This is a genomic window from Fundidesulfovibrio sp. YSD1 (assembly GCF_055397115.1).
This window is the reverse complement of sequence record NZ_AP043666.1, coordinates 2,363,678-2,390,501: the sequence shown is the minus strand read 5'-3', so window position 1 is coordinate 2,390,501 and position 26,824 is coordinate 2,363,678. Positions and strand designations below refer to the sequence as shown.

Annotated in this window: 25 protein-coding genes; 19 read left to right on the top strand and 6 right to left on the bottom strand. The window is 67.9% G+C overall.

The annotated features are described in order from the left end of the window. Positions 1–69: 69 nt before the first annotated feature. From ACZ5V4_RS11140 to ACZ5V4_RS11120, 5 genes are all read left to right on the top strand, one after another. A complete protein-coding gene (locus tag ACZ5V4_RS11140) occupies positions 70–297 on the top strand; it encodes a MoaD/ThiS family protein (RefSeq protein ID WP_464314928.1) in 228 nt (75 codons plus the stop codon). A 76-nt stretch (positions 298–373) separates the two neighbouring features. After that, on the top strand, positions 374–625 hold the full coding sequence (locus ACZ5V4_RS11135) for a MoaD/ThiS family protein (RefSeq protein ID WP_464317827.1): 252 nt from the start codon (positions 374–376) through the stop codon (positions 623–625). Between the two features lie 46 nt (positions 626–671). Next, positions 672–1,529 (top strand): ThiF family adenylyltransferase, encoded by an 858-nt coding sequence (locus ACZ5V4_RS11130; protein WP_464314927.1) that lies wholly within the window; start codon positions 672–674, stop codon positions 1,527–1,529. A gap of 105 nt (positions 1,530–1,634) precedes the next feature. Beyond that, positions 1,635–3,089 carry a sensor histidine kinase gene (locus tag ACZ5V4_RS11125; RefSeq protein ID WP_464314926.1) on the top strand — a complete coding sequence of 485 codons (1,455 nt, stop codon included), beginning with the start codon at positions 1,635–1,637 and terminating at the stop codon, positions 3,087–3,089. Further along, positions 3,086–4,441: a sigma-54-dependent transcriptional regulator gene (locus tag ACZ5V4_RS11120; protein ID WP_464314925.1), complete on the top strand. Its 1,356-nt coding sequence runs from the start codon at positions 3,086–3,088 to the stop codon at positions 4,439–4,441. The genes ACZ5V4_RS11125 and ACZ5V4_RS11120 overlap by 4 nt, the downstream gene beginning before the upstream one ends. A gap of 59 nt (positions 4,442–4,500) precedes the next feature. Here the strand turns inward: ACZ5V4_RS11120 and ACZ5V4_RS11115 are convergent, their stop codons facing one another. Next, positions 4,501–5,178, bottom strand: coding sequence for a hypothetical protein (locus tag ACZ5V4_RS11115; RefSeq protein ID WP_464314924.1), 678 nt, complete (start codon positions 5,176–5,178; stop codon positions 4,501–4,503). Positions 5,179–5,248: 70 nt separating this feature from the next. Next, a complete protein-coding gene (locus tag ACZ5V4_RS11110) occupies positions 5,249–7,258 on the bottom strand; it encodes a S16 family serine protease (RefSeq protein WP_464314923.1) in 2,010 nt (669 codons plus the stop codon). Between the two features lie 250 nt (positions 7,259–7,508). On the opposite strand from ACZ5V4_RS11110, the gene ACZ5V4_RS11105 reads away from it, so the two are divergent. The 5 genes from ACZ5V4_RS11105 to ACZ5V4_RS11085 are packed head-to-tail and all read left to right on the top strand — an operon-like array spanning position 7,509 to position 10,522. Next, positions 7,509–7,676, top strand: coding sequence for a hypothetical protein (locus ACZ5V4_RS11105; protein WP_464314922.1), 168 nt, complete (start codon positions 7,509–7,511; stop codon positions 7,674–7,676). 2 nt (positions 7,677–7,678) lie between these two features. Beyond that, complete coding sequence (locus ACZ5V4_RS11100) at positions 7,679–8,218, top strand: hypothetical protein (protein WP_464314921.1); 540 nt, start codon at positions 7,679–7,681, stop codon at positions 8,216–8,218. A 59-nt stretch (positions 8,219–8,277) separates the two neighbouring features. After that, entirely contained in the window at positions 8,278–8,577 is a 300-nt protein-coding gene (locus tag ACZ5V4_RS11095; protein ID WP_464314920.1) for a hypothetical protein, read from the top strand. 27 nt (positions 8,578–8,604) lie between these two features. Further along, on the top strand, positions 8,605–9,666 hold the full coding sequence (locus tag ACZ5V4_RS11090; protein ID WP_464314919.1) for a sulfite exporter TauE/SafE family protein: 1,062 nt from the start codon (positions 8,605–8,607) through the stop codon (positions 9,664–9,666). A 4-nt stretch (positions 9,667–9,670) separates the two neighbouring features. Beyond that, positions 9,671–10,522 carry a universal stress protein gene (locus ACZ5V4_RS11085; protein ID WP_464314918.1) on the top strand — a complete coding sequence of 284 codons (852 nt, stop codon included), beginning with the start codon at positions 9,671–9,673 and terminating at the stop codon, positions 10,520–10,522. Positions 10,523–10,572: 50 nt separating this feature from the next. Here ACZ5V4_RS11085 and ACZ5V4_RS11080 read toward each other — a convergent pair whose 3' ends face one another. The 4 genes from ACZ5V4_RS11080 to ACZ5V4_RS11065 all read right to left on the bottom strand — a co-directional run bounded on the left by ACZ5V4_RS11080 (position 10,573) and on the right by ACZ5V4_RS11065 (position 16,672). Beyond that, the gene (locus tag ACZ5V4_RS11080) at positions 10,573–13,284 is read right to left on the bottom strand and encodes a cation-transporting P-type ATPase (RefSeq protein WP_464314917.1); all 2,712 of its coding nucleotides are present in this window, start codon (positions 13,282–13,284) and stop codon (positions 10,573–10,575) included. Positions 13,285–13,317: 33 nt separating this feature from the next. Then, positions 13,318–14,499 (bottom strand): AI-2E family transporter, encoded by a 1,182-nt coding sequence (locus ACZ5V4_RS11075; RefSeq protein ID WP_464314916.1) that lies wholly within the window; start codon positions 14,497–14,499, stop codon positions 13,318–13,320. Between the two features lie 4 nt (positions 14,500–14,503). After that, positions 14,504–15,547, bottom strand: coding sequence for a TerC family protein (locus ACZ5V4_RS11070; protein WP_464314915.1), 1,044 nt, complete (start codon positions 15,545–15,547; stop codon positions 14,504–14,506). Positions 15,548–15,670: 123 nt separating this feature from the next. Continuing rightward, positions 15,671–16,672, bottom strand: a complete 1,002-nt coding sequence (locus ACZ5V4_RS11065; RefSeq protein ID WP_464314914.1) for a Tim44 domain-containing protein — start codon at positions 16,670–16,672, stop codon at positions 15,671–15,673. Between the two features lie 850 nt (positions 16,673–17,522). Between ACZ5V4_RS11065 and ACZ5V4_RS11060 the strand changes: the two genes are divergently transcribed. From ACZ5V4_RS11060 to ACZ5V4_RS11020, 9 genes are all read left to right on the top strand, one after another. Then, positions 17,523–18,194, top strand: a complete 672-nt coding sequence (locus ACZ5V4_RS11060; RefSeq protein WP_464314913.1) for a Crp/Fnr family transcriptional regulator — start codon at positions 17,523–17,525, stop codon at positions 18,192–18,194. A 72-nt stretch (positions 18,195–18,266) separates the two neighbouring features. After that, a complete protein-coding gene (locus ACZ5V4_RS11055; RefSeq protein WP_464314912.1) occupies positions 18,267–22,007 on the top strand; it encodes a proton-conducting transporter transmembrane domain-containing protein in 3,741 nt (1,246 codons plus the stop codon). Further along, the gene (locus ACZ5V4_RS11050; protein ID WP_464314911.1) at positions 22,000–22,959 is read left to right on the top strand and encodes a respiratory chain complex I subunit 1 family protein; all 960 of its coding nucleotides are present in this window, start codon (positions 22,000–22,002) and stop codon (positions 22,957–22,959) included. The genes ACZ5V4_RS11055 and ACZ5V4_RS11050 overlap by 8 nt, the downstream gene beginning before the upstream one ends. Before the next feature lie 66 nt (positions 22,960–23,025). Next, positions 23,026–23,481 (top strand): NADH-quinone oxidoreductase subunit B family protein, encoded by a 456-nt coding sequence (locus tag ACZ5V4_RS11045; protein ID WP_464314910.1) that lies wholly within the window; start codon positions 23,026–23,028, stop codon positions 23,479–23,481. Further along, positions 23,466–24,011 carry a 4Fe-4S dicluster domain-containing protein gene (locus ACZ5V4_RS11040; protein WP_464314909.1) on the top strand — a complete coding sequence of 182 codons (546 nt, stop codon included), beginning with the start codon at positions 23,466–23,468 and terminating at the stop codon, positions 24,009–24,011. Before ACZ5V4_RS11045 ends, ACZ5V4_RS11040 begins: the two co-directional genes overlap by 16 nt. After that, on the top strand, positions 23,992–24,540 hold the full coding sequence (locus ACZ5V4_RS11035; protein ID WP_464314908.1) for an NADH-quinone oxidoreductase subunit C: 549 nt from the start codon (positions 23,992–23,994) through the stop codon (positions 24,538–24,540). The genes ACZ5V4_RS11040 and ACZ5V4_RS11035 overlap by 20 nt, the downstream gene beginning before the upstream one ends. Then, positions 24,541–25,626 carry a hydrogenase large subunit gene (locus tag ACZ5V4_RS11030; protein WP_464314907.1) on the top strand — a complete coding sequence of 362 codons (1,086 nt, stop codon included), beginning with the start codon at positions 24,541–24,543 and terminating at the stop codon, positions 25,624–25,626. 150 nt (positions 25,627–25,776) lie between these two features. Continuing rightward, positions 25,777–26,136, top strand: coding sequence for a hydrogenase maturation nickel metallochaperone HypA (gene hypA, locus ACZ5V4_RS11025; RefSeq protein ID WP_464314906.1), 360 nt, complete (start codon positions 25,777–25,779; stop codon positions 26,134–26,136). Positions 26,137–26,138: 2 nt separating this feature from the next. After that, on the top strand, positions 26,139–26,726 hold the full coding sequence (locus ACZ5V4_RS11020) for a 4Fe-4S dicluster domain-containing protein (RefSeq protein ID WP_464314905.1): 588 nt from the start codon (positions 26,139–26,141) through the stop codon (positions 26,724–26,726). Positions 26,727–26,824: the final 98 nt, after the last annotated feature.

Here is a 26,824-nt window from a genome sequence, read left to right as displayed (position 1 = left end):
CGGGCGGACGGCCACCCGGCCGTCCGCCCGCCATTGACTCCCGGGCCGTGCGCCCGTAGTTTCGCAACCATGCAGATTACAGTGAAGTGCTTCGCCACCCTGAGCCCTTTCCAGCCCAAGGACGAGGAACGCTTCCCCCTGAAGCAGGGCGAGACGGCCGGGGACGTGATCGCCCGCCTGGGCATCGCCCCGGACGCGGTCGCCGTGCTCTTCGTCAACGGGGTCCACGCCGCTCCGGACAGGGCGCTCGCCGACGGCGACCGGCTGAGCCTCTTTCCTGCCGTCGGCGGCGGCTGATTCCCCCGGAGGCCACCACGTGAAAACCATTTCGCCGGATTCCCGGGCCGAGGCGGCCATCGAGCTGCGCGCCTTCATGGACCTGGCCGCGCTGTTTCGCGAGCGCGGCTGGAACATGCCCATGGAGGTCCGCATCCCGGGCAGCGTCAGCGGCGCCGAGTTGCTCGGACAGCTGGACATCCCCAGGGAGATGGTCGAGGTGATCTTCGTCAACGGCAAGGCCGCGACCCCCGCCCTGGCCCGGATATCCGGGGGCGACCGGGTGGCCCTGGCCCCCCCGGGCGTGCCCGGCCCCTACCGCGTGCTCCTGGGCTTCAAGAAGATGTGACCATGCCCCTGCGCGACCTCGCCCCAATCCTCCCCGGGACCGCCGGGTGAGCTCCCCCCTGGACGAACTGGCCGAACAAGGCGCGCTGCCCGACGGCACGCCCGTGCGCATGCTCCCGCACCGCGCGGTGCGAAGCGCCGCGCACCTCCTGGGCCTGACCCTGCGCCTCGCGGAAATCGAGGCCTTGCGGCGCGGGATCGTCCCCGAGCGCTACCTGCGAAACTTCAAGACCCTGGACTGCGCCGGGCAGGCCAGACTCCTGGAGACCAAAGTGGCCATGGTGGGCCTGGGCGGGCTCGGCGGCATCATCCTGGAGGGCCTGGCGCGGCTCGGCTTCGGGATCATCCGCGCGGCCGACCACGACGTGTTCGAGCCCACCAACCTGAACCGCCAGCTCCTGGCCACGGAGAGGACACTCGGAACCTCCAAGGCGGCAGCCGCCAAGGAGCGCATCGAGGCCGTGAACCCGTCGGTGGAGCTCCAGGTGCGCCAGGTTTTCGTGGAGCCCGGGGATTTCGAGGAATTCTACCGTGGGGCGGACATCGCCCTGGACGCGCTGGGGGGCATGGCCTGCCGCCCGGCGGCCGAGTCCGGGGCAGGCCGCGCGGGGGTGCCCCTGGTCACGGCCAGCGTGGCCGGCTGGACCGCCGTGGCCGCCACCGTGCTGCCCGGCGGGCGCGGCCCGGCGAGCCTCTTCTGCCCGGACGGGGCCGCCAGGCCAAGAAGCGCCGAGGACACGCTCGGCTGCCAGCCCCCTGCCCTGCACGTCGCCGCAGGGATCGTGCTCTCCGAGGCCGTGCGCCTGGCGCTCGGGCATCCGCCGCGACTCGGCGGCCCGGACGGGCGCATGGCCGTGGTGGACCTGGAGCGCGTCGGCATCGAGCGCCTCTCGCTTCAGGGCTGAGAGGCGCCCGGGACCGCTTCGCCCCGCAAACGTCCCGCACCCTTTTATTTCCCGCGCGCTTGCCGTAGACTCCCTCCCCGCGCGCCTGGCGCGCGAGGTGGGCCCGTGAAAAGCCTTTACGAACTCCTAGACTCCCTGCCGCACCTGACCATCCGCCAGAAGGTGGTGGCCGGGGTGGTCATCCCCGTGCTCATCTTCGCCGTGGTGGGCGTGGTCTCCTTCAATTACCTCACCCGCCTGGAAGCCACCCTGACGCTCATGGAGATGGCCGACGACCTCTCCAACACCATCCTGGAAATCCGCCGCTACGAGAAGAACTACCTGCTCTACGGCCACGCCGAGGATTTCGAGGAGAGCCAGCGCTACACCGGCCAGGCCCGCGCCGCCCTGGGCTCCATGTCCGCCATCGCGCGCGACGGCCGCGCAAGGCGGACCATGGCCCGGCTCTCGGAGGTGCTGGACCTCTACCAGTCCAGGAGCGCGGGCCTGCGCCCGGACAGCGCCGGGCAGCAGGCCTCCCAGCAGCGCGAGGACCTGCGCCAGGCGGGCAAGGACCTGGTGGACCTGTCCCTGGAGCTGAAAAACGCCGAGCGCGAGCGCACGCTTCTCTTGGTGGAAACGCTCAAGCGCCAACTGCTCATTTCCGGAGTGTTCATAGCCGTCTCGGGCATCGTGCTGGCGCTCCTGCTCGCGCGCAAGATCCTGCGCGCCCTGGGCACCATCGTGAACGCCACCACGGCCATCGGCCAGGGCGACTTCAAGACCCTGCCCGTGCCGCGTTCCAACGACGAGACCAGGCGCGTGCTGGAAGCCTTCAACCGCATGCTTCGCGAACTGGAGCGCCGCCAGGACCAGCTCATCCAGGAGAAGAAGCTCTCCTCGCTGGGCGTTCTCACCTCGGGCATCGCGCACCAGTTGAACAACCCGCTGAACAACATCTCCACCTCCTGCCAGATCCTCATCGAGGAGCACGGCCAGTGCGAACCGGCCTTCGCCGCGCGGATGCTCGGCAACATCCAGCAGGAGGTGCTGCGCGCCCGCGACATCGTGAAGGGCCTCCTGGAGTTCTCCCGCGCCAAGGACTTCAGCCTGAAGCCCGCGCAGCTCGCCGACGTGGTGGCCAAGGCCGCGAGGCTCGTCTCCAGCCAGGTGCCCTCGGGCATCACGCTCTCGACGGACATCCCGCAAGACCTCGTGCTCGAGCTCGACGCGGCGCGCATGCAGGAGGTGTTCATCAACCTGCTCCTGAACGCGGCCCAGGCCATACCGGCCCCGCCCGGGGCAATCACCGTCTCGGCCACGGCCGAGCCCGGGTCCGGCACGGCCGTCATCGCCGTGGAGGACACGGGAGTGGGCATCCCGGAGGACGACCTGGGCAGGATCTTCGACCCCTTCTACACCACCAAGGAGGTGGGCAAGGGCACCGGGCTCGGACTCTCCATCGTCTTCGGGATCATCGAGAAGCACAAGGGCTCCATCCAGGCCGAGAAGACCGGGGGCCGGGGCGCGCGCTTCGTCATCCGCCTGCCGCTTCCGCGCCCGGGCCAGGAGGCGGCGTGAGGGGCGGCACCATCCTCATCGTGGACGACGAGCCCATCGCAGTGGACAACCTGGCCCACATCCTGGGACGCGAGGGCTACGCCACGGCCAAGGCCGCGAGCGGCGAGGAGGCACTCGAGACGCTCGGCTCGCGCGAATTCGACCTCGTGCTCACGGACCTGCGCATGAAGGGCCTGGACGGCATCGCCGTGCTCTCGGAATCCAAGCGGCTCTGGCCCGACACCGAGGTGGTGGTCATGACCGGCCACGCCACCGTGGCCTCGGCCGTGGAGGCCATGCGCCTGGGGGCCTGCCACTACCTGACCAAGCCCTACGGCCTGGCCGAGGTGCGCGCCACCGTGGCCGAGGCCATGGACAAGCGCCGCCTGCGCCAGGAGGTGGCCCGGCTGTCGCGCCAGGTGGCCGAACTGGGCCACGGCCCGCTGATCATCGGCGAGAGCCCCGCCATCCAGGCCCTGCGCGACAACATCCGCCACATCGCGCCCACGGGCTCCACCGTGCTCGTCCTGGGCGAGACCGGCACGGGCAAGGAGCTGGTGGCCCGGGCCATCCACGACGCGAGCCCGAGAAGCGCCAAGCGCTTCCTGGCCATCAACTGCGGGGCCTTCAACGAGGACCTGCTGGCCAACGAGCTCTTCGGCCACGAGAAGGGCGCGTTCTCGGGCGCCTCCGCCCTCAAGAAGGGGCTCCTTGAGGTGGCCGGGGAAGGCACGCTTTTTTTGGACGAGATCGGCGAGATGTCGCTCACCATGCAGGTCAGGCTTTTGCGCGTGCTCCAGGAGCGGCACTTCTTCAGGGTGGGCGGCACGCAGGAGATCCCGGTGGCCGCGCGCATCCTGGCCGCCACCAACAAGGACCTCAAGGCCGAGGTGGACCTGGGGTTCTTTCGCGCCGACCTGTTCTACAGGCTGAACGTGATCACGCTGCGCGTGCCCCCGCTCTCGGAGCGCAGGCAGGACATTCCGCTTCTGGCCGGGTTCTTCATCGCCAAGTACGCCCCCGCCATGGGCAAGGCCGTGCGGGGGGTTTCTGCCGAGGCCGTGCGGCACCTGATGGCCTACGACTACCCGGGCAACATCCGGGAGCTGGAGAACATCGTGCAGCGCGCGGTGATCATGGCCAAGGGCGAGGAGATCGAGCCCGGGGACCTGCCGCTCGACCTGAGGGGCGAGGCCCCGGCGCTGGTGAAGCACGAGGGGCCGGAGCTGATCACGCTGGAGGAGCTTGAGAGGCGGCACATCGAGGCCGTGCTGGCCTTTGAAGGCGGCAACAAGACCAAGGCCGCCGAGGTGCTGGGGATAGACAGGGTGTCGCTGTGGCGGAAGCTGAAGAGGTACGGGATGGAGGAGTGAGGGAAAAGCGAAAGTGCTGCCTGTTACAACCACCCGTTTTTTACTCTTTGAGAGAGCTGTTATCGTTCAAATTTCAATATTCTCTTCCCAGGGAACATCTTGATGGCCACATCACTCAGCTCCCCTGCCACACCATAAGACATTTCGATTGCCGCATCACAAAAATCATACATATCGTCAGTCATTGACTTCATATTTCCATTTGTCTTCACACCGACAACTTTAATGACTTCGCTCTCTGTCATTTCACTATTCGGCGACACACTGTTCTTTTCAAATGCGCCCTGAACACATTCATAATGCATGTCAGACCGTTTGTTAATCAACATAACAAGCGAATTTAAAGTATCTTCAGCAGCAGAAATGCTTTGCACTAGCATTCGACAATCATGCTCAAGCAAAAATGATATTGATTTGTAATCTATAACAAATCTAGGCATTTCTATTTTAATTATTGGCCTAATATGTATATGCCTCCAAGCGTCCTCCCTGAATTCATCAAGGAATTGCTTCTTAATCGACAATGCCCTATTGTAATTCATTGCCATAGATGAAATAACCACATTAATTGCCCCAACTTGCTCATCTTCACGCTTCTTACGCTCTCGTTTCTCAACGATCCTTGCAGCAAACCAAGCCCCAAAAAATGCAGACGCCAACGGCGTTAATATTGGCTTAATGAACAACATAAACTTCTCTGCAACCGCGATGATTACTTGACACAAATCGTTGCCCATGCCCCCCGCGAGTTAAATAACAACCGCCAATCTCACCTCAAGCAAAATCACGTGAGACGGGCATCAACAATCACGCCACCGCCAGCCCCAACGCCTCGAACACCGTCATGACGAAAACCACCTCCACTCCTGCGGCCTCGCCCGCAGCCATGTTCGCGACCTCGGGCCGGTTGGCCTCGGGCAGGATCACCCTCGCGGCCCCGGCGCGCGCCGCGGCCAGCACCTTTTCCCGAATTCCGCCCACGGGCAGCACCTGGCCGGTGAGCGTGATCTCCCCGGTCATGGCCACGTCGCGCCTGAGCGCCCTGCCCGTGTAGAGCGAGGCAAGGGCAAGGGCCACGGTCAGCCCGGCGGAGCTGCCCTCCTTGGGGATGGACCCGGCCGGGATGTGCACGTGCAGGTCCTCCATCAGGAACGCTCCCGGGTCGATCCCCAGTTCCCCGGCCCTTGAGCGCACAAGGCTGAGCGCGGCCTTGGCCGACTCGCAGAGCACCTCGCCCAGGGACCCGGTCAGGGTGATGTTGCCCGAACCCTTCATGCGGATGGCCTCCACGAAAATGATCTCGCCCCCGTGGTCGGCGTACACGAGCCCCGTGGCCACGCCCACGCGCGGCTCGCCCCCGGCGGCCTCGCGGATGTAGCGCCTCGGCCCCAGAAGCGCGGGCACCAGGGCCTCGTCCACGGTGAGCGGCCCGGCCTGCCCGCCCTCTTCCAGGCGCAGCTTGGCCAGCTTGCGGCAGGCCCGGCCGAGCTCGCGGTCCAGGTTTCGCACGCCTGCCTCGCGCGTGTAGCCGTCCACCACCGCGTTCACGGCCCCTGGGGTGAACGCCGGGTAGGGGTGCGTCAGGCCGTGCTCGCGCAACTGCCTGGGCAGGATGTGCCCGAGCGCGATGTCCACCTTTTCGGCGGCCGTGTAGCCCTGGAAGGGCACCACCTCCAGGCGGTCGAGCAGCGGGCCCGAGAGCTCGCGCACGTCGTTGACCGTGGCGATGAAGAGCACCTGGGAGAGGTCGAAGGGCACCTCCAGGTAGTTGTCCACGAACTGGGTATTCTGCTCCGGGTCGAGCATCTCCAGGAAGACGGCGGCGGGGTCGCCCCGGAAGTCCTTGCCGATCTTGTCCAGCTCGTCGAGCATGAACACCGGGTTTCGCACGCCCAGGCGGCTCATCGCGGTGAGCACGCGCCCGGGCAGCGCGCCCACGTAGGTGCGCCTGTGCCCGCGCAACTCGGCCTCGTCGCGCAGCCCGGCCAGGGACATACGCTGGAACTTGCGCCCCAGCGCCTCGGCTATGGCCTGGCCCACCGAGGTCTTGCCCGTGCCCGGGGGGCCGGAGAAGCAGAGCACCGGGCTGCGGAACACCGTGGGCGCGGCCTTGTCCCGGGCCAGGGCCGCGACCGTGGCGCGCAGTTCGTCCAAATTCACGGGCTTGGCCAGGTAGTACACAGCGCCCTGGCGCATGGCCTGCACGGCCGTGTCCACCGTGGCGAACCCGGTGACCATCATCACCTGCGTCGAGGGCGAGAGCTTGCGCGCCTCCTCCAGGAGCTGCATCCCGTCCATCCGGTCCATCTTCAGGTCCGTGACGATCAGGTCGAACTCCCAGCGCCGCACCTCCTCCAGGGCCTCCAGGCCGTTGGAGGCCCCGCGCACGCGGTAGCCCTCCTTCGTAAGCACGTGCTCCAGGTTGGCCCGGGCGATGTCCTCGTCGTCCACCACCAGGACGTGGAACTCCGAGGCGGAACGCAGCGCGCGCGAGGCCAGGTACTCGAGCACGCGCTCCTTCACCTGCCCGAGCCCGTGGTGCCTGGCCGAGAGCACGGCCCCGGCGGCCTTGAGGTCCAGCCTGTCCTGGGTGGCCGCGCTCCAGGGCAGGCCCAGGAGGAAGTCCAGGTAGCCCAGGCCCACGGAGTACTCGGCCACGGACGGGTCGGTCTTCGAAAGCTTCTCGATCTCGCGCAGGGCCGCCTCCCTGGCGTGGGGCGGAAGGCCCGGGGCCTGGGCGCGGGCCTTGAGCTCGCCCAGGTCGCTGGTGGAGGGCTCGGGCGCTTTGCCCTCGGTGCGCTTCTGGAAGAAGATCATGTTCACCTCTGCGGTTTCACGCCTGATACGTGTTTTTCCATCCCCCCCGCAACGCCTGCTTCAGCTGCTGTGGCGTTTTGCAACACCCGTTGTGATGCGCAACACGCCTTGCCGGGACCTTGCCCGCATTTGCGTTGCAAAGCGCAACGGAATTCTTTTTCGATCAAAATTAAATTCAATTATTTCAATTAAATAATCCTGGCACGCATCTTGGTAACTGGGGGCAAAGAGCCACGAGGAGGACACGGAAATGGCCAGCATCAAGGAACGCATCGAGACGGTGTTCGCGGCCATGGCTTTCGCCGAGCGCGGCCTGGAAGAAGAATCCCTGGACCTTTTGGGGCAGGCCCGGGACCGAGGGGAACAGTCCGCGCCCAGGGCCAAGCGCCCGGACAGCCGCCCGAGGGCGAGGGTCTAGGCATGCCCGCTCGTTTTGGCTGCAAGCCGGAGCCGGGCGTGCGCATCCGGCGGCCGGGCCGTCTCCGGGAGTACCTGGAGGAGACGGGCCAGGCCGCCGGTTTGGCCGGGCACGGCCTGCCCGTGAGCGAGATGGGCCTGGCCAGCCAGGGAGCGGCGGCCAAGAAGATCGTGGCCGTGTCCACCGAGGCGGTGTTTTCGCCGGCTCTCATCCGCCAGGCCCTGGGCGTGGCCGGGCGGCTGGGAACGGAGGTGGTGGGGTTGAGCGTCGGCAAGATCGAGGCCGACGCGGAAGCCTCCCACGCCGCCAAGGCCGGGGAGCTTTTCGAGGCCCGGGCGGAGCAGTCGGCCGGGGATTTCGCCCGGCAGGCGGACGAGGCCGGGATCGCCTTCAGGCACGTGGTCCGCTTCGGCAAGGCGGCGGACGTGGTGGAGCAGGAGTGCGCGCGCCTGAGGCGCGTGGAGTTCGTACTCGCGGTCAAGGAGCAGCGTGGCAGGGACGGCTTCCATGTGAGCATGCCCCTGTTCGAGGTGATCGGGTAGGGGTGGCCTTGGTCCGCCCTTGTTTGTGAAATTTCAAACAAAACAAGGAGTCAACCGGAATGCGAGCCGACAAGAAAAAGCCCTTGGGCAAGCTCATGGCGTACGGCCTCGGCAGCTGCGCCCTGTACACGGCGGTCTACATGTTCCAGGACGTGATCATGGCCAACTTCGCCAAGGGAGGCGTGTACACCGCCCTGCCCATCGCCACGGTCTTCCTGTTCTCCTGGGTGCACGGCACGTTCGCGGGAACGCTGTGGGAAGTGCTCGGCATAAACGCCGTGAAGAAGGCCCCGGCCCAGGCTTCCGTGCAGGCCCCGGCCCGCAAGGACACCCGCCCCCGCGCCGCCGTCAACGCCTAACCGGCCGAACCCAAGGAGACATTCCAAATGGATATGCTTAACGAAGCCACCCGCTTCATCCAGCTCGACGCCACCGGGATCGGGTTTTTGTTCATCGTGGGCTTCATCGGCGGCCTGGTCAGCGGCTTCATCGGCTCGGGCGGGGCGTTCGTGCTCACCCCGGGCATGATGAGCCTGGGCGTGCCCGGCACCGTGGCCGTGGCCTCCAACATGTGCCACAAGTTCCCAAAGGCCCTGGTGGGCTCCATCAAGCGCTACCGCTACGGCCAGGTGGACATCAAGCTCGGCCTGTGCATGGCCGCGTTCGCGGGCATCGGCGTGCAGATCGGCATCAAGGTCCAGAACTTCATCCTCGCGGCCTGGGGCCAGGCCGGGTCCAACCTGTACGTGAGCGTGTCCTTCGTGGCCGTGCTGGTGATCGTGGGCGGCATCGTCATGGCCGACGCCCTCAAGTCCGCCAGGAATTCCTGCGGGGTGGAGCAGACCTGCTCGCTGGCGCTCAGGCTCCAGAAGATCGATCTGTGGCCCATGATCAGCTTCAAACGCGCGGGCCTGCGCATCTCCCTGTGGTTCCTGCTGCCCGTGGGCCTGGCCACGGGGATGCTCGCGGCCACCATCGCCGTGGGCGGGTTCATCGGCGTGCCCGGCATGATCTACATCCTCGGGGCCACCAGCCTTGTCGCCTCGGCCACGGAGCTGGTCATCGCCTTCGTCATGGGCCTGGCCGGCTCGGTGAACTGGGCCATGCAGGGCATGGTGGACATCCGCCTGACGCTGATCATCCTGGCCGGGTCGCTGCTCGGCGTGCAGCTCGGGGCCATCGGCACCACCTACGTGAAGGAGCACATGATCAAGATCGTCATGGGCGTGATCATGCTCATCGTTGCCGTGTCGCGCGCCCTGGCCATGCCCGAGTACCTGGGCCAGCTGGGCCTCATGCAGGTGAGCGACGCCACGGTCTCCATCCTCGGCAAGGTCAGCTTCGCCTTCATGGTGGCCGCCCTGGCCGTGGGCGCGGTGATCATCCTGGGCAGCATGCTCAAGGCCAAGAGGGCCATGTCGCCCCAGGCCCGGGAGCTGGAGGCCTAGGGCCATGCCGCTCAAGCGCCTGCTCGTCTGCGTGGACGACTCGGCTCCCAGCGCTTACGCGGTCAAGGCCGCGCTGGACCTGGCCGGAACCCACGGGGCCTCGGTGACCGCCGTGGCCGTGGTTCCGCCCTACCAGGGGGACCTGAGGCTCGTGGGGGTTTCGGACATCGCCCGGGTGCTGCGCCAGCCCTGCGAGCAGGCCCTTCAATCAGCCCGGAGGGAGGCCGCCACGCGCGGCCTCCCCCTGGCCACGGCCTGCGAGGAGGGAGAGCCGGGCGAGGCCATCGCGGACCTGGCCGAGGCCCTGCGCGCGGACCTGGTGATCATGGGCAGGCGCAACACCTCCGCCGTGGGCAGGCTGCTCCTGGGCAGCGTCACGGCCAGGACCATAGGGTTCTCGCGCACGGACGTGCTGATCGTGCCCGAGGGCGCGCCCGTGAACCTGCGCAGGCTCGTCCTGGCCACCGACGGCTCGCGTTTTTCCAGGGATGCGGCCGCAAAGGCTATAGCCCTGGGCCGGGAACTCGACTCCATGGTCGAGGCGGTTTGCGTGATGGACGTGCCCAACGAGTACCTGGCCCTGGCCCCGCAGGCCGCCGCCGAGCTGGCCGCAGCCTCCAGGGGCCACCTGGACGAGGTGCTGGCCATGGCCCGCGAGGCCCAGGTGGCCGCCCGGGGCAAGCTCCTGGAGGGAAACGCGTCCGAGGAGATCCTCAAGTACGCCGAGAACGGCCCCCCCGGCGTGATCGTCATCGCCTCCCACGGCCGCACCGGGCTTCGCAGGCTGCTCATGGGCGGGGTGGTGGAGTGGATCGTGGCCAACTCCGGCCTTCCGGTCTGGGTGACCAAGTCCTGATCCGTCTCGGCCTCGCCCCTTCGCGCGCCGCCGGGCCGTGTGGCCCGGCGTCAGGGCAGGCGCGCGGCGCGCCGGGCCTGGAACTTCTTCTCGAACTCCACCACGACATAGGCCACCAAGCCCACGCCCACGGCCTTGACCCAGGCCAGAAGCCCCACCGGGGCCGACTGGAACATGGCGTTCATCACCGGCAGGTAGGTGAAGCAGGCCTGCAGGGCCATCATCAGCGCGAACCCGCCAAGGAGCCAGGGATTGGCCGCGAAGCCCAGCTCCCAGGGAGAGCGGGTGAAGGAGCGGCTGTTGAACAGGTAGAAGGCCTCCACCATCACGAACACGTTCACGGCCACGGTCCTGGCCTGGGCCTCGCCCGCGCCCGAGGCCAGCTCCCACTTGTAGAGCCCGAAGGCCGCCAGCAGGAGGATCGCCCCGACCAGGACGATGCGGCTCACCAGCTCCCGGTCCAGGATGGGGTGGTCGCTTTTCCTGGGCTGGCGGTCCATGAGTCCGGGCTCCTTGGGCTCGAAGGCCAGGGTCAGGCCCAGGAACACGGCCGTGGTCATGTTGATCCAGAGGATCTGCACGGGCAGGATGGGCAGGGCCACGCCCAGGAAGATGGCCGCGAGGATCACCAGGCCCTCGCCCAGATTGGTGGGCAGGGTCCAGACGATGAACTTGAGCAGGTTGTCGTAGACCCCGCGCCCCTCCTCCACGGCTGCCTGGATGGTGGCGAAGTTGTCGTCGGTGAGCACCATGTCCGAGGCCTCCTTGGCGGCCTCGGTGCCGCCCAGGCCCATGGCCACGCCGATGTCGGCCTGCTTGAGCGCGGGCGCGTCGTTCACGCCGTCGCCAGTCATGGCCACCACCTCGCCGCGCCCCTGCAGGGCCATGACCAGCCGGAGCTTCTGCTCCGGGGCCACCCGGGCGAACACGTCGGTCTCCACGGCGGCCCGCGCCAGTTCGGCGTCGGACATGCCGGCCATGCGCGCCCCGTCCAGCACCGCGCACCCGGCCGCGTCCGGGCAGGACGCCCCGCCCAGCCCCAGTTGCGCGCCGATGGCGGCCGCGGTCATGGCGTGGTCCCCGGTGATCATCTTCACCTTCACCCCGGCGCGCCGAAACGACCGGACCGCCTCCACGGCCTCGGGCCTGGGCGGGTCGATCATGCCCTGCAGGCCCAGGAACACGAGCCCGGAGTCCACGTCCGCGTGCTCGATGGAGGCCGTGCCCGGGGGCAGCTTCTTGCGGGCCATGGCCAGCACGCGAAGGCCCCGGGAGGCCATGCGCGCGGCCTGGGCGTGGAGCATGGCCGCGTCCAGGGGCGCGGCCGAGCCGTCCGCCCCGAGCGCGCCCGCCGAACGCGCGAGCACGGCCTCCACCGAGCCCTTGAAGTAGGCCACGGCGGGCTGGCCGCCGCCCCGGCCGTGCAGGGTAGCCATATATTGGTGCTGGGACTCGAAAGGCAGCTCGTCCAAACGCGGGAGCCTCGCGTGGACCTCTTCCGGGCTGTCCAGCTCGGCCTTGGACGCGGCCACCAGGAGCGCCGCCTCGGTGGGGTCGCCCACCACCACGTACCCGTCCGGCCCGGACTCGATGCGCGTGTCGTTGCACAAGAGCCCGGCCCGCAGGGTCTCGCGCAGGGCCTCGTCGCGGCTCCCGGCCCCTTCTACCTCTCCGGCCAGGTCGTAGCCGGCCCCGCTCACGGCGTGGGAGCGCCCGCCAGCGAAGATCTCGGTCACGGTCATCTGGTTCTGGGTCAGAGTGCCGGTCTTGTCGGAGCAGATCACCGTGGCCCCGCCCAGGGTCTCCACGGCCGGGAGCTTGCGGATGATCGCGCCGCGCGCGGCCATGCGCGAGACGCCCATGGCCAGGATAACCGTGACGGCGGCGGGCAGGCCCTCGGGGATTGCGCCCACGGCCAGGGCAACGGCGGCCATGAACATCTCCGCCGCGGATTCGCCGCGCAGCACCCCGGCGGCAAAGGTCGCGGCCGCCAGGGCCAGGATGGCCCAGAGCAGCACCCGGCTGAAGGATTCGATCTTGCGCGTGAGCGGGGTGGCCAGGTCCTGGGCCTCGGAGACCATGCCGGAGATGCGCCCGATCTCGGTGCGGTCCCCGGTGGCCGCCACCACGCCCGTGCCCTGGCCGTAGGTGACCAGGGTGGAGGCGTAGGCCATGTTGCGCCGGTCGGCCAAGACCGTGTCCTCGGGCAGTTCCGTCTCGTCCTTTTCCACGGGCACGGATTCGCCCGTGAGCGCGGACTCGTCCACCTGGAGGTTCTTCACCGACACCAGGCGCAGGTCCGCCGGGGTCTTGTCGCCCGAGCGCAGCACCACCAGGTCGCCGGGCACGAGCTCCACGGCCGGGATGCGGCTCATCACCCCGGAGCGGATCACCGTGGCCTCCGTGACCATGGACCTGGCCAGGGCCTCCAGCGCCCCCGCGGCCTTGGCCTCCTGGATGTAGCCCACCACCGCGTTCAGGATCACCACCCCGAGGATCACCGAGGAGTCCACCGGCTCGCCCAGGGCCGCGGTGACCACCCCGGCCGCGATCAGGATGTAGACGAGCGGCTGGTGGAACTGGAGCAAAAAGCGCGTGAGCGCCGACTTGCCCGGGCGCGCGGTCAGGGCGTTGGGTCCGGATTCCCCGGCCCTGCGCGCGGCCTCGGCCGCGTCCAGGCCCTTTTCGCCGTCAGAGCCCAAGGCCTCGATGGCCTGGGCGGCGCTCATGCGATGCCACTGTTTTTCGCTGGCTGGATTCACGATGCCCTCCCGTCGCGTTCCGGCGCGCCCGATTCAACCGCTCCCCTGGCCGGGCTGGGCCTCGATGAACAGTTGGAACACCACGAGGCACAGGCTCATGGCCACCGGCCCGTAGATGATGCCCAGCGGCCCGAAGAGCAGGATGCCGCCCACGATGGCCACGAAGATCATCAAGAGGGGCAGTTGCGCGCTTCCGCTTATGAAGAACGGCCGTACCACGTTGTCCACGGTGCTGACCACCGCGAGCCACCAGATCAGCAGGAAGACCGCCTTGCCCGTGGACCCGGCGGCGAAAAGGTAGATGACGAACGGGATGTGGATGAGCGCCAGGCCCACCACCGGCACCAGCGAGGCGGCCACGGCCACCATGCCCCAGAACAGGGCGTCCACGCCCGCGATCCAGAGCCCGACGGCCGTGGCCAAGCCCTGGGACAGCCCGGCGGCCACGCCCCCGGCCAGGATGGAGCGGGCCACGTTCTTGAGCCGCCCGGCGAGCTCCTGCTCCTGGCCGTGGCGCAGCGGGGAGAGGCGGCGAAGCCCGCGCACCACGCGCTCGGCCTCGGCCAGGAAGTAGAACAGGAAGAGAAGCAGCATCACCACTTGCGAGAGGAACCAAGCCATCTGACCGGCGAATCCCCTGCCGATGGACAAAAGCCCCTTGCCCGCGCCGCCCGCCATGGTCACCAGCCAGGCCTTGAGCTGCTGGGCCTCGAAGGGCACCCGGTCCAGCACGGGCTGGAGCCAGTCCGGCAAACCCAGGGACCTGACCCAGGCCAGAAGCGTGGTCAGGCCGCCCTCGTTGAACCAGTTGATTCCCTTCTCGATGACGGCCCCGGCCTCGTTGGCCAGGACCACCACCAGGGTGGCCGTGGGCATGACGATGAACAAAAGCGTCGCCAGGGTCAAAACCCCGGCCGTGGCCAGGCGCGCGCCGCCCAGGGCCTTTTCCATGCGCTTGCGCAGCGGAGCGAGCACCAGCGCCAGGATGGCGGCCATGACGATGGCGTGCTTGAAAGGCCATAGGAGCGCGCCGAACACCAGGACCGCGCCCACGAACACCAGGAGCAGGAACGGCCGGTAGAACCGCGCGTGCAGGGGGCCGACCTCGTCCGGCCCCTGGCCCCCGGCGTCCGGCGCGCCCGGAGAACCCGGAGAGGCGGTCCCGCCCGCGCTGGGATCGAGGCGCTCGGCTGCGTCGTCTTGCGTGTGCTTCATGGCCTCATTCCTCCGTAGAGCGTTGCCTCGCCGCTGGGGCCTTGTCCTCTCCGCCGGGAGGGACAGGAGCCTTGGGCGGGCTGCCGGGCACCCACCAGCGCGCGGCCTCGCGCAACTCCTCGCCCGAAGGGCGCTCGCGGGTCTTCAGGAGCGACACCAGCACCGAGGCCGCGATGATCGCGCTGGTGACCGAGAGGGCCAGTTCGGTGGAGATAACCTTGCCCCCGAACCAGGCGTTGACGATCATCTTCGCGCCCACGATCACCAGCACCAGCGACAGCCCGTACTTGAGGTAGTGGAAGCGGTGGATCACCCCGGCCAGGGCGAAGTAGAGCGCGCGCAGGCCCAGGATGGCGAAGACGTTGGACGTGTAGACGATGAAGGGGTCCGTGGTGATGGCGAAGATGGCCGGGATCGAGTCCAGGGCGAAGACCACGTCCGTGAACTCGATGAGCGCCAGCACGATGAAGAGCGGCGTGATGTAGAGAAGCCCCCCGCGCCTGACCACGAACTTGCCGCCCTCGAAGCCGTCCGTCACCCGGAAGTGGCGGCGCATGAAGGCGTTGATGCGGTTGTTGGCGAGGTCCGGCTCCTGGCCCACGGTGACGAGCATCTTCAGGCCCGTGAACACCAGGAAGGCCCCGAAGACGTAGATGAGCCAGTGGAAGGCCTCGAGCACCGCCGCGCCGGCCACGATGAGCGTGGCGCGCATGACGAGCGCGCCCAGGATGCCCCAGAAGAGCACCTTGTGCTGGTGTTCGCGCGGCACCCCGAAGTGCATGAAGACAAGCACGAAGACGAAGATGTTGTCGATGGAGAGGCTCTTCTCGATGAGGTAGCCCGTCAGGTACTCGGTCCCGGCCTGGGGGCCCAGCACATGGTGCACCCCCGCGCCGAAGGCCAGGCCCAGCGCCACGTAGACCAGGCTCAAGAGCAGGGCCTCGCGCACGCCGATCTCCCGGCCCTTGCGGTGCAGCACGCCCAGGTCCAGGGCCAGGAGCGCCAGGACCAGCAGGTTGAAGCCTATCCACATCCAGGTGGTTTGCACTGTCGTCTCCAAACGCGGCGGGGGGGGGCGCCGCTATCTTATCGGCGCTTTCGCGCGCCGGGTTTCAGGCGCGGCCCGGGGTCGCGAAGAGCCCCGGGCCGGTATCGAGGCCGCTTTTCACGGTCAGTTGAGCTGCTGGATGCCTTCGAGGACCCACTGCGGCTTCGGAGACGCCTCGTCGCGGCGGATGTGCCAGATTTCGCGCACCTGCGACGGGCGGTCCTCGGCCTTGTCCTCGCGCAGGAGCGCGTCATAGAGCACCGATATCACGGTTTGCGTCCCGTGCGTAGCGGCTTCCAGCACGCGGGCCTCCACCACCAGCACGTCGGTCCGGCCGGGCTGCGGGTCGTTCTTGGCCTGGTCGCTTATCTCGGCGAAGACCTCGGGGCTGGTGAAGCCCTTGATGTCGTCCAGGTCCCGGCGGTCCCAGGAGGCCTGGAGCCTGGCGTAGAGGGCCTTGGCCCCGGCCAGGAACTCCTCCTCGTCGATGCCGTCGGGCAGCGCCACGGGCGCGCTCGCGACCGCCGCTCCCCCGCCCGCCTGGCCCTGGCGCAGGGCGCCCCAGCCGTCGGGTCGGACGTCCTGGGCGGGGTCCGGCGCTCCGGCCCCGGCGTAGGCCAGGCCGTCATTCGCGGCCGGGCGCTCCCCGCCAGCCTGCGCGGCGCGGCGCGAACGGATGAACCTGAAGAGCATGTAGCCCGCGAAACACAGGAGCATGATCTCGAGGATTCCCACGCCCCCGCCCATGCCGCCGAACAGCAGCGAGCCGAGCATCCCGCCCACGAGCAGGCCGCCCAGCATCCCGCCGATGCCGCCGAACTTGGACATGAACCCGCCCTGGCCGGGCGCGCCCTGCGGCTTCTGCGCGGCCTGCTGCTGGGTGGTGGCGGCTCCCTGGGCCGGGGGAGCGGGCTTGGAGTAGTTGGTCGAGTAGGAGTCGCGGCTGCCGAAGGACTTGTTGCCGCCCAGGCGCTTGGCGTCGGCCTGGCCCGCGCCGGCCAGGAGCACGGCCAGGGCCAGAAGAACGGGCAGCACGAGCCAGCGCAGCGGCAGGCCCTGCGCGGGGGCTTCCAGGGCCACGGCCCGGGGGTGCGGGAAGGATTGGTGGAGAGGACTTGTTCGCATGGGGTACTCCAGTTCGCCTGGCTGGTCGCCAGGGTTTTGCTGGAAGTCCCCAAACTAAAAACGAGACTTCCAGCATGATTGCTCATGCTGAAGGTCTCGCTCATCGGCGGGGGCCGACGGCAAGGCCAAGCGCCGGGACACGACGCCAGTACTGTTGACCTTGCCCAGGAGAGCTACTCCCCTTCAGTTGCTTTCAACAAATACGCATTCCCCTCCCGCTGTCAAGAAAAACCGGCCGGGGCGCCTCACGGGCAAGGGGAGCCGGCCCGGCGCGCCCGGCACCGGGACGGAAACCGGCGCGGAGAACACCATTGTGCGCAGGAGAGCAGCAGGCCGCGCCTGCCCGGGGCCACGGATTCGATCTCGTCCCGGACGGCGCAGACCTTGAGCCCGCCGCAATCCGGGTTGCGGCACCGCCCGCAAAAGCCGCCTCCCGACTGATGCCAGACAGGTTCCCAGAGGCAGCTGAAGCAATCCCGCCGGACTTCATGGCTCGGTTTCGTCTGCATGGGGGCGACCTCCATTGACGCCTGATACACCAGATCGGCATGGGCGGAACACGCGAAACAGACATGCGGCGGCAATTCCCTGTTCCAGGCAGAAATTCTTCAGGCGACCCTACCGGCGAAAAGCGGGAACGGTTTCGAGCACTGGCGCCGAATCCGCCCGGGACGGTTGAAATCCCTGGACTGCGGCCGGGCGTTCGAGTATGGGGGCTTCTTCGAAGCCTCTCGGATTCCGGCCCGCCCTTCCGATCCCGCACCCTCGCACTCTCCCCGCTCCCAGCACTCGGAAAAAAGCGCGCCAGGAACCTGGGCTTTCACTCTATACCTCCCAGGCGGCCCCTCCCATGCCCCTCAAGCATATGAAGATAGGCCAGCAGCTGCTCGAAATGCTGGCCAGCCCGGAACACGCGGAGATACTCTCCCAGCTGGTCGAACGGCGCTACAAGAAAGGCCACATCATGTTCTGGCCCCACCACAAGGAGGACATGATCTTCATCGTCCGCCAGGGCAAGGTGCGGGTCTACCTGGGGCTCGAGGGCAAGGAGCTCTCGCTCGCTCTTCTTGGCCCGGGCGACGTGTACGCCACGCACACGCGCGCCTACGTGACGGCCATGGAGGACACGGTGCTGCTCACCTGCCCGGTCTTCAAGTTCTACACACTGGCCTCGACGAGCCCGGGCATCGTCCTCTCGCTGTTCATGTCCCTGGGCAAGCTGCTGCACGGCTCCATCTCCACCATCGAGAGCCTGTACTTCTTCGACATCGACAAGCGCGTGGCCGCCTACTTCTACGAGCAGGCCCTGGTGCGCGGCGACGAGACCCCCAACGGCATCCTGGTCAGCGTGGGCCTCACCGTGGACAAGATCGCCACCATCGTGGGCTCCTCGCGCCAGACCGTGTCCTCGCTCATCTCCGGGATGGAAAAGGAAGGCATCCTGAAAAAAATCTCCCGGGGCGAGTATCTAGTTATGAACATGGACGAACTTCAGTACCTCGCCCATCCCTGCCCCGAATGATCGGCGGAAACGTCGGCTGGCGGACAGAAATCAAAACCGTTCCGTAATAGGGGGGCCTCAAAGGAGGCTTCAATGGAACTGCCAACCCAACTCGGACTGCTCGCCGGAGCTGCGCTAGCGGTCTACTCCGAAACACGCTCCCTGCGGTCCATGGACCGGATGACGCGCCTCATGGCGTTCTCCGCCCTGGCCCAGTTAGGCTATATAGTCATCGGCGTGACCCTCGGCTCTGTTTCCGGACTCACCGGTGCGGCCGCGCACCTCTTCTACCAGGCGGGAGCGCGCGCCCTCTGGTACTTCGCGTACTTGAAACTGAACAGCCGGGCCACGGCTCCCGGCCTGCCCGGGCTTGCCGCCTCGGCCGCGAGCCAGCCCCTGGCCGCCACGGTCATGGGCCTGGCTCTGTTCGCCTCGCTCGGCATGGGGCCCTTCAAGGCTCCCGGCGGCAAGGGCCTGATCCTCTTCTCCGCCCTCGAGGGCGGGCACTGGCTCACTGCCCTGGCCATGGCCGCCGCCAGCGTGATCGCCGCCGTATACACCATCCGCATCGTCCAGGGCGTCTGCCTGGAGAAGCCGCGCGAACCCCAGGCCCACGGCGCGGGCTCCAACGCGCCCACGGCCCTGGCCGTGTGCGCCGGGGCGTACCTGCTGGCCTGCCTGTTCCCCGAACCGCTCGTGCACCTGGCCCAATCCATCGCCGGCAAGTCCGGCGCGGCCCTGCCCGAGCTGGAGGGAACCTGGCCCCCAAGCGCCGCCATCCCCTTTGCCGGGGCGTTCGCGCTCTACCTTGCCGGGCGCCTCGCCCCCCGCTGGAGGGACGCCTCCGCCGGGATCGTGGCCGCGGCCTCGGTGGCCGCCTTCTTCGTCCAGGGTGATTCAAGCCCCGTGCAACAGCTCTTCGGCGGACTCTTCGCCCTGGCCGGGGCCCTGGTGGTGGTCTACTCCATCGGCTACATGGAGCACGAGAAGGGTTCCGATCACTATTACTTCTTCCTGCTGCTCATGACCTCCTCCCTGGTGGGACTGGCCACCGCGCCGACTTTCGGCGGGTTCTTCGCCTTCTGGGAGATCATGACCTTCAGCTCCTTCATGCTGGTGGCCCACAAGCGCACCCGCGAGGCCCTCGGCGCGGCCAAGCTCTACTTCGTCATGTGCGCGGGCGGCGCCTATGCCATGCAGGTGGGTCTCTTCGCCCTCCAGGCCGCGGCCCCGCACGCAGGCATGGCCCAGCTCGGCCAGGCCCTCCAGGCTTACGGCCCGGCGGCCGGAGCCGGGATCGCGCTTCTGGCCCTGGCCGGGTTCGCGGTGAAGGCGGGCCTCTTCCCGCTGCACTCCTGGCTGCCCGCCGCGCACCCCGTGGCCCCCTCGTCCATCTCCGCCCCGCTCTCTGGCCTGCTGACCAAGGCGGGCGTGCTGGGCCTGGCCGTGCTCGCCCCGCTCCTGGCCACCGGGGCCGTGAACGGAGGCGGCCAGACCCTGGCCTCGCTCCTGGCCTTCGCCGCCGCCGTGACCTTCGTTTTGGGCGAGGTCATGGCCCTGCGCCAGCAGGACGTGAAGCGCATGCTGGCCTACTCCACCCTGGCCCAGATCGGCGAGATCACCCTGATCCTCTCCGTGGGCACCTTCGCGGCCACTGCGGGCGCGCTGACCCACGCCGTGAACCACGCCGTGATGAAGGACCTGCTCTTCCTCGCGGCGGGCGCGTTCATCATGCGCGCGGGCACGCAGCAGATCGAGGGCCTGGCTGGCATCGGCAAGGCCATGCCCTTCACGGGCGCGTGCATGGCCGTGGGCCTGGTGTCCATCATGGGCCTGCCGCTCACGGGCGGGTTCTTCAGCAAGTTCATGATGCTCACGGCCGCCGTGCAGGCCGGGCACGCCTGGACCGCCGCCCTGATCCTGGCCGGAAGCCTGGTGGGCTGCGTCTACTACGGCAGGCTGATCCGGGTGTTCTTCTTCAGCCCCTACACGGGCGGCCAGGCGGCCGAAACGCCCATGACCATGCGCGTGGTCCTGGGCCTGTTCGCGGCCGCCGCCGTGGCCTCGGGCCTGTTCCCCACGGCCTGGGCCGGGCTCGTTGTCCCGGCCGCCGCGTCCATCCTGCCCGGCAGCGCGCTTGACCTGCCCGCGCTCGCGGTGCCCTGGAAGCTCTCGGCCGTCATCCCCGTGCTCGGCGCGGTCGCGGCGGTCATCCTGCGCTCGGACCTCAAGAAGGCGGGCATCGCGGCCACCGCGAGCCTGGTGCTGGCCCTGGTGGCGCTCGGCGTCGAGTCCGGCTCCTGGGGCGGGTTCCAGCTCGGCTTCGCCGCCCTTGTGCTGGCGCTCGGCGTGTGCAACGTGGCCTACTCCACGGGCTACATGACCCACAGCCACACGGGCTGGCGCTTCCTGGCCGTGTTCCTGGTGATGATCGCGGGCCTGGTGGGCATGGCCTCGGCCACGTCTCTGTTGGCCTTCTTCTGCTTCTGGGAAGTGATGAGCAGCTGGCCGCTCTACTTCGCCATCATCCACGAGGAGAGCCCCGAGGCGCGCAGGGAGGGCACCAAGTACTTCCTGTTCAACCTGGCCGGAGCCTCCTTCCTGTTCATGGGCCTTCTGCTTCTGGGCGGGCTGGCCGGGGGCTACGGCTTCGCCGAGGTCGGGCGCGCCCTGGCCTCCAACCCCTCGAGCCAGTGGCTCGGGGCCATGGCGCTCGTCTGCCTGGGGCTGCTCATGAAGGCGGCCATGCTGCCCGTGCGCATCGACTGGCAGATGCACCCGGCCACCGCGCCAACGCCGGTGTCGGGCTACATCTCGGCCATGCTGCTCAAAAGCGCGCCCTTCGGCATCGTGCTCTTCCGCTTCGTGCTGGCGGGCGACGTGAACCCGGACGCGGCCAGGGCCATGGACGCCCTGCTCTACGTGGGCGCGTGGATCGGCGGGATCACCATCCTGTACGCGGGCATCCAGGCCCTGGTGCAGACGGGCATCAAGGAGATGCTCATCTATTCCACCGTGAGCCAGCTGGGCTACATCGTGCTGGGCGTGTGCCTGGCCACGCCGCTGGGCGTTGCGGGCGGCCTTCTGCACCTCTTCAACCACATGATATTCAAGAACCTGGCGTTCCTTTGCGCCGGGGCGCTGATGTTCTCCACCCACGCCCATTCGCTGAGCGAGCTCGGCGGCATCGGGCGCAAGATGCCCTTCACGCTGCTGGCCTTCGCCTGCGCGCTGTTCGCTGCGGCGGGCATGCCGCTCTTCAACGGCTTCGCCTCCAAGTACGTGCTCTACTACGCCCTGATCGACCAGGGCGAGATCGTCCTGGCCGTGATCGCCATCCTGACCAGCGTGGTCACCCTGGCCTACTTCCTCAAGTTCATGCACACGGCCTTCTTCGGCCAGCTCTCGCCCAAGGCGGCCCACGCCAAGGAGCCCGGGCTCTTCATGCGCCTGCCCATCCTGGCCCTGGCCGGGCTGTGCCTGCTCACGGGCCTGTTCCCGGGCCTGGGCCTCATCCCCATCGCGGCCATCGAGAAGAGCTTCGGCCTGGTTCCGCCCGTGGTGGGCCTGACCGGCATCCTCCAAGGCCCCGGGACGCTGAACATCACGCTCCTCGGCTTCATGCTCCTGGCAACGGGCGGCGGCGTCTGGTACGCGGCCTCCCGCCTGGCCAAGACCGCCAGGCGCACGGCCATCCACACCTGCGGCGAGAAGGTGGACCCGGCCGCCACCCACCTCGGCCCCGCCGACGTGTTCGCCACTCCCCTTCAACTCTTGTCGCGCATGACCCGGGGATACTTCCAGGCCCCGCGCGCCGGAGGGAGCCATGAATAGCATCTTCGAGGCGGCCTTCGCCCTTCTCGTGTTCCCGGGCGGCGCGGCCGCCCTGTCCATGGGCCTGTTCCTCAAGGCGGTGGACCGCCGCGTCGCTGCCAGGCTCCAGCGCAGGGTCGGGCCTCCGCTCATCCAGCCGGTGCTGGACATCCTCAAGCTCATGACCAAGGAGACGCTCATCCCGTCCACGGCCAACGAGGCCGCCTTCATCCTGGCCCCGGTGCTGGGCCTGACGGGCGTCCTCGTCACGGCCGCGCTCATGCCCATCGGCGGGGTGTGGTCCGGCGTAACGGGGCTCAATGACCTGATCCTGCTTCTGTACCTGCTGCCCATCCCGGCCATGGCCCTGATGATCGCGGGCTCGTCCTCCAGCTCGCCCTACGGCGCGCTCGGCTTCTCGCGCGAGATGGCCATCATGTTCGCCTACGAGACGCCCCTCATCGCGGCCTTCCTGGCCGCGGGGGCGCGCGCCGGAGGTGCTGGCGAGTCGGCCCTGTCGCTGACCGCCATCATGAGCCACCAGTACGCGAACGGCCCCATGCTTTTAGACCCCGTGATGCTGCCCGCCCTGGCGGCCATGCTCATCTTCATCCCGGGCACCATGAGTAGCGGCCTGTTCGACATCCCCGAGGCCGAACCCGAGGTCATCGAGGGGCCGCTGCTGGAATACAGCGGCCCGCTGCTGGCCGCCTTCAACCTGATGTCGGCCGTGAAGCTGGTGATCGTGCTGGAGCTGGTGGTGGCGCTCTTCTGGCCCAACCCGCTGGGGGGCAACGTCCTGGTGAACCTGGCCTGGCACGTGGTGAAGTGCCTGGGCCTGATGCTCCTCTCCGTGACCTGCTTCCGCGTGGCCACCGGACGGCTGCGCCTGGAGCAGGGCTTCACCGTGTTCATCAAGTACGCCGCGCCCCTGGCCCTTCTGAGCCTCGGGCTGGCCTGCGTCCTGCGTTAGCGGGAAGCTCCGGAAAAATCCCGGACAGGGCTCGAGCCCCCGGGTGAAGATACAAGCGAGGACCCGATGCTCAAGAAACTGAGTAAACTCGTCACGAGGTCGCCCTGGATCTACAGGCTCAACGCCGGATCCTGCAACGGATGCGACGTGGAGATGGCCACCACGGCCCTGATCCCGCGCTACGACGTGGAGCGCCTCGGATGCAAATACTGCGGCAGCCCGCGCCACGCGGACATCGTGCTCATCTCCGGCCCCCTGACCGCGCGCGTGCGCGACAAGGTGCTCCGGGTGTTCGACGAGATCCCCAACCCCAAGGTCACGGTGGGCGTGGGCGTCTGCCCGGTGTCGGGCGGCGTGTTCCGCGACAGCTACACCGTGGACCAGGCCCCGGAGCAGTACATCGACCTGGACGTGATCGTGCCCGGATGCCCCCCCAGGCCCCAGGCCATCATCGAAGGCATCGCCATGGCGCTCGACGTCTGGCGCGAACGCATGGAGGAGGGCGCATGCTCCCGTTCCTGAAAATAATGGTCAAGAACCTGCTCCAGGGCCCGAGCACCGAGGCGTTTCCCTTCGCCCCGGCGCACACGCCCGCCAGGTTTCGCGGCAAGGCCCAGCACGACAAGTCCAAGTGCATCCTGTGCGGCATCTGCCGCCACGTGTGCGCGGCCGGGGCCATCCAGATGCGCGTGGTGGAGGACGGCTCGGGCGTTGAGTACGTGCTCTGGCACAACAGCTGCGTGTTCTGCGGCCTGTGCGCCCACCACTGCCCCACCAAGGCCCTGACCATGAGCGGCGACTGGCACCTCTCGCACCGCGGCGCGGAGCGCTTCGAGGTCCGCGAGCACAGCTTCGTGCGCTACGGGCAGTGCGCCGAGTGCGGCGCGCGCATCCACCCCCGCCCCGGCTGCGTCGTGGAGTCGCTCGGATCGAAATACCCCGAAAAGTTCATGCTGTGCCCGGCCTGCAAGCGCGAGCACCTGGCCAAGCACAACGCCCCGGCCCCGGCCGTGGCCGCCACCGAGGAAAAAGATGAACGAGATTGCGCGTAAGACCCTCCACGAAGCCGTCGCGGGCGCGCTCGGAGAGGAATGCATACACTGGACGCAGGACCTCAAGAAGAACGACTACGGCTGGGTCAAGCTCTGCCAGCCCGGGTCGCTCGAGGTCGTCGCCCCGCGCCTGGCCCAGGCCAGGGCGCGGCTCATGACCATCACCGCCTACCGCTCGGACAAGTACGCCCGCGTGGACGGCCGCGAGATCGCCTACCACTTCGACCTGGACGGCGTGTGCCTCACCGTGGCCGTGTGCGTTGACGAGGACCCGCCGCGCGTGCCCTCGCTGACCCGCTGGTTCCGCAACGCGGACTGGAACGAGCGCGAGTTCATGGAGCTCTACGGCATCAAGGTGGACAACCACCCCAACCCGCGCAGGCTCTTCGTGGACAAGGACATCGAGTCCGGCCAGCTCGACAGGCTCATCCCCCTCTCCACCATGATGAACGGGGCCTCCACCAAGACGCTCTGGGAAAAGGTCTTCGCCGGGGTGGACATGCCCCAGTGGGCCAAGGAGGCCAAGTAGATGTCCAGCACCTACACCCTGCCCGTGGGCCCCTTGCACGTGGCCCTGGAAGAGCCCATGTACTTCGAGGTCAAGGTGAGCGGCGAGACCGTGAGCTCCCTCGAACTGGCCGCCGGCCACGTCCATCGCGGCATGGAAGCCCTGGCCATGAACCGCAACTGGTTCCAGAACGTCACCCTGACCGAGCGCGTGTGCTCGCTGTGCTCCAACAGCCACCCCGCCACCTTCTGCATGGCCGTGGAGAACCTGGCGGGCGTGGTGGTGCCCGAGCGCGCCCAGTACCTGCGCGTCATCGCCGACGAGGTGAAGCGCATCGCCTCGCACCTGTTCAACGTGGGCATCATGGCCCACCTGGTGGGCTTCGATTCGCTCTTCATGCACGCCATGGAGATCCGCGAGATCATGCAGGACGTGAAGGAAGGCGTGTACGGCAACCGCATGAACCTTGGGGCGCTCGCCATCGGCGGCTGCCGCTACGACATCGACGCCGAGGTCACGGGCTTCATGCGCGGACAGCTCGACAAACTGAAGCCCCTGCTGTCCGAGCTGACCCGCGTCTACGAGACCGACCCGCTGATCACCAAGCGCACCATGGGCATCGGCGTCCTGCCCCTGGACAAGGCCCGCGAGTACGAGGTGGTGGGCCCCGTGGCGCGCGCCTCGGGCATCGCCTACGACGTGCGCCGCAAGGCCCCCTACGCGGTCTACCCCGAGCTGGACTTCGAGGTGCAGACCGACACCGCCGGGGACGTGCACTCCCGGGCCATGCTGCGCCTGCGCGAGGCCAGGGAGTCCGTATACCTCCTGGAGCAGTGCCTGGACACCATCCCCGAGGGCCCCATCGGCCAGGAGGGCGCGGTGTACGTGCCCGAGGGCGAGGCCGTGGCCCGCTCCGAGGCCCCGCGCGGAGAGGTGTTCTACTACGTGCGCTCCGACGGCACGGACATGCCCCAGCGCCTGAAGTGGCGCGTGCCCACCTACATGAACTGGGAAGCCCTCCAGGTGATGATGGCCGGGTGCCAGGTGGCGGACATCCCGCTCATCGTCAACAGCATCGACCCCTGCATCTCCTGCACGGAGCGCTGAGGGGACCCTTCGTTCCTTGCAAAGGAGCCGCCCGGCCGGGCGGCTCCTTTTTTCCGTTTTTTTTCCCATCTGTCGCGCCGCTGACAGAAATACGAAACGAAAAGAGAGAAGGTGAGGCCGTGCCGGACAAGACCGGCCCGGAGAACCCGCATGCATGAGTCGTCGCTTGCGCTGAGCATTCTAGATATCGTGGTGAGGCAGGCCCAGGGGGCCTGTACGGGGGCGGTGCGACAGGTGGAACTCTGCGTGGGGGAATACGCCGGGGTGGAGGAAACCACCCTGGCCGAGTGCTTCGAGATGATCGCCCTGGGCACCCAGGCCGACGGGGCCAGGCTGGTCGTGGAAAAGATACCCGCTTCCGGGCGTTGCGACGCTTGTGGAGAGAAGGCCGTCAAGGCGGGCCGCATCCTGCGCTGTCCGGCGTGCGAGCGGTCCAGCGTCACGCTTTCGACCGGGCGTGAGCTCTACGTGAAAAGCATAGAGGTCGAAATACCCCACAGGGAGGCATGACAATGCCAGCTCATCATCACGAAAACCCCATCGTCTACGCCACGCCCGAAAAGTGCGTCGGCTGCAAGAAGTGCGAAGCCGCCTGCGTCAGCGCGCACATCAATATGCCCTTCCGTGAAGCCAAGAAGCGCGGCGTGCCCGTGGTGCCCCGCATCAAGGTCATCAAGGTCGACAAGCTGAAGTTCCCCATCCAGTGCCGCCATTGCGAGGACGCTCCCTGCGCGCACGCCTGCCCCTTCGGCGCCATCCGCCAGGTGGACGGCCTGGTGAACGTGATCGAGTCGCTTTGCGTCGGTTGCAAGATGTGCGTGATGGCTTGCCCCTTCGGCGCCATCGAGGTCGGCATGGAAGGCGAGAACGTGCAGCACGGCAGGACCAACCAGGGCTCGGCCAAGAAGTGCGACCTTTGCCAGGCTTGGCGCGCCAGCAACGGCAAGGAAGTTTGCGCTTGCGTGGAGGCTTGCCCCAAGGGAGCGCTCCAGTTCGTGGACCTGCGCGCCTACCGCGAGGCCCAGGCCCAGGCCAGGATCCTCGAACTCGCCCGCGCCAGCGCCATAGTGGACTCTTCATCCTCACCCACGCCGGCCTAACGGCCGTCGAGTCACCTCCCTCCGCCCGGCAATGCTTAGGGCGCTTTGCCGGGCGGGGGGACTCCTTCGATTTCACCTGAACGAATCGGCCTCCTGAC